General features: G+C 52.1%; 3 protein-coding genes. 1 reads left to right on the forward strand and 2 read right to left on the reverse strand.

Annotated features, from left to right (window positions below):
• A partial coding sequence (locus tag NZ772_18265; protein MCS6815501.1) for a hypothetical protein occupies positions 1-243 on the reverse strand: 243 nt, incomplete at its 3' end.
• A 138-nt stretch (positions 244-381) separates the two neighbouring features.
• Here NZ772_18265 and NZ772_18270 point away from each other — a divergent pair.
• Positions 382-963, forward strand: a complete 582-nt coding sequence (locus NZ772_18270; GenBank protein ID MCS6815502.1) for a DUF1997 domain-containing protein — start codon at positions 382-384, stop codon at positions 961-963.
• Here the strand turns inward: NZ772_18270 and menB are convergent.
• Positions 945-1,715: a 1,4-dihydroxy-2-naphthoyl-CoA synthase gene (menB, locus tag NZ772_18275; GenBank protein ID MCS6815503.1), complete on the reverse strand. Its 771-nt coding sequence runs from the start codon at positions 1,713-1,715 to the stop codon at positions 945-947. The two genes, NZ772_18270 and menB, sit on opposite strands and share 19 nt — an antisense overlap.
• Positions 1,716-1,843: the final 128 nt, after the last annotated feature.

A 1,843-nucleotide genomic window follows, 5' to 3' on the forward strand; every position in this document is an offset into this window, starting at 1 on the left:
ACAGGGTAAAAGTTCCCACTTGGGTGAGAGGAGGTCAGCAATGGTTTGCGTCGTTCCCTCTAGGTAATAAGCTGACGGATTTACGAGAATTTCTCGCCAGCAGGTTTCAAAGACATCACTGTAGCGATCGCCAGCGATGACCACCCGTGGAAGCAGCGCCTGTGACCCACCGCTAGACAACACCCGCTTCCCCAACTGAAACCAATAGGCCAAATATTGCCGAACATCTTGAGAACTTGCCATACCTCTAGTATAGAGTACCCTCACTCAAGCACCCGCAAAGACTTCCATAAATCTTCAGCAGTCCACAAACTAGATTTCAATGATTGCTGAGAATTAGTTAACATTAGTTAACAAGCTGTTGTTGGAGACTCCCTATCCATGCTGACTCGCTTCGCTGCTTCCCAGACTGCGCTCATTACTGTGCCTTCTGAGTCGGTGCCCATTCATCACTATCTGCGCCAACCACAGCGTCTAGTTAACGCCCTTGTGGATCCCAGCCGGATGGAGAGTTTAGGGAGTGGGTGCTTCCGGTTGAAGATGCGTCCGCTGAGCTTGATGGAGTTGACCTTTCAGCCAATGGTTGACTTAAAGGTATGGGCGACCCCAGAGGGAACGGTCTACTTAAAATCTATGGGCTGCGAGATTCGGGGCATTGACTACATTAACCAGCGGTTTAGCTTGACCTTAACGGGCATTCTCAAACCTCGGCAGCTAGATGGTCTAACCCAGTTAGATGGGCGGGCAGACCTAGAAGTACAAGTGGAGTTGCCCCCACCACTATGGCTGACACCAGCACCCCTGTTGGAAACTGCGGGCAATGGATTGCTTAAAAGCGTGTTGCTGACTATTAAGCAACGACTTATGGCTCAACTGTTGACAGATTATCAGCGCTGGGCACGGGCTGAAACGGAGGTTATAGCGTCTGCTAGGGGGTTGCAACTTCAGGGTAACCAGGGATAGTTACGGAAGTTTGGCGATCGCTTTTCTAGGAATGCTTGTTTACCTTCATTGCCCTCGTCAGTCATGTAGTAGAGCAACGTGGCGTTTCCTGCTAGCTCTTGCAAGCCTGCCTGTCCATCGCAGTCAGCATTAAAGGCAGCCTTGAGGCAACGAATGGCGATCGGACTTTTTGCCAAAATCTCCTGCGCCCATCGAATTCCCTCAGCCTCCAACTCATCCACGGGTACTACGCAATTCACTAAGCCCATCTCTAGGGCCTGTTGTGCATTGTATTGCCGACAGAGGAACCAGATTTCCCGTGCCTTTTTCTGCCCGACAATGCGGGCTAGGTAGCTAGCCCCAAACCCACCGTCAAAACTGCCCACCTTAGGCCCTGTCTGCCCAAAGACGGCATTGTCAGCAGCGATCGTCAGGTCACACAGCACATGCAACACATGCCCGCCACCGATCGCATAGCCTGCTACCAGGGCAATCACCACCTTGGGCATGGAACGAATCAGTCGCTGCAAATCCAGCACGTTTAAGCGCGGTACACCCTGACCATCCACGTAGCCTCCGTGCCCTCGCACACTCTGGTCGCCACCGGCACAAAAGGCATACTTACCATCCGTATGGGGGCCAGCCCCTGTTAGCAGGACAACGCCGATCGTCAAATCTTCCCGTGCATCTGCAAATGCGTCATACAGTTCCACAATGGTCTGCGGACGAAAGGCGTTGCGCTTGTGCGGACGGTTGATGGTGATTTTGGCGATGCCGTCGGCTTTGTGGTAAAGAATGTCATCGTAGGACTTGACTGCTTGCCAGGAGATAATAGGGGCTATCAGTAGTACATAACGTGCTTTATCATCCTATCGTTGATTGAGAACTGGCGCTGAAGGAG

The organism is Cyanobacteriota bacterium, assembly GCA_025054735.1.
Classification (GTDB): Bacteria; Cyanobacteriota; Cyanobacteriia; order SKYG9; family SKYG9; genus SKYG9.